General features: G+C 42.1%; 1 protein-coding gene. It reads right to left on the reverse strand.

Going from position 1 to position 542, the window contains the following annotated elements; genetic code table 11:
- Nucleotides 1–289: 289 nt before the first annotated feature.
- Nucleotides 290–542: GntR family transcriptional regulator (locus tag NE664_13050; protein MCQ4727560.1), on the reverse strand; the 253-nt coding region annotated here is incomplete at its 5' end.

A 542-nucleotide genomic window follows, 5' to 3' on the forward strand; every position in this document is an offset into this window, starting at 1 on the left:
CTGACGAATTCCGAAAGCCTGAAGTATTTTACATTTGTTTATGACGGAGAGATTGCCGCAGAATATGCTATCTTAAACCGTTCCTCCAGTCGCACGCTGGCCTGATGGACGGCATCCTCCAGAAGCTTTTCCGAATTGATCTTCAGCTGTGCGGAGGATAAAAAGTAACATACAGTTCCTGTAATAATAATGAACAGAGAAACAAGCGGTAACAGAACCACCATTAGTTTATTTCTCACGCTCAGCTTATAAAAAATATTTTTCACGGCTTTCCCTCTTTTATTCTCTGTTACAGATTAAAATATTCCGGATATTTCTCAAGCATCTGCCGAAAATGCTTTCGGTAGGTAGCCAGGTGGCCTTCATAAAACTTCGGAAAATCAAAGTCAACGATTTCTCCTGACAGCAGGCTGCTATATATCGTCTTATGCTCTTCCACAAAAATCTGGATATTTGCCTTTGTATCAATCGCATCGAGATAACGGACCCTGTCATAGTGGGAACAGACACTCCTTACTGCCCGCCAGACTCTTGCCTTTTTC

The sequence above is a fragment of the Anaerotignum faecicola genome, from assembly GCA_024460105.1.
Lineage (GTDB): Bacteria > Bacillota > Clostridia > Lachnospirales > Anaerotignaceae > JANFXS01.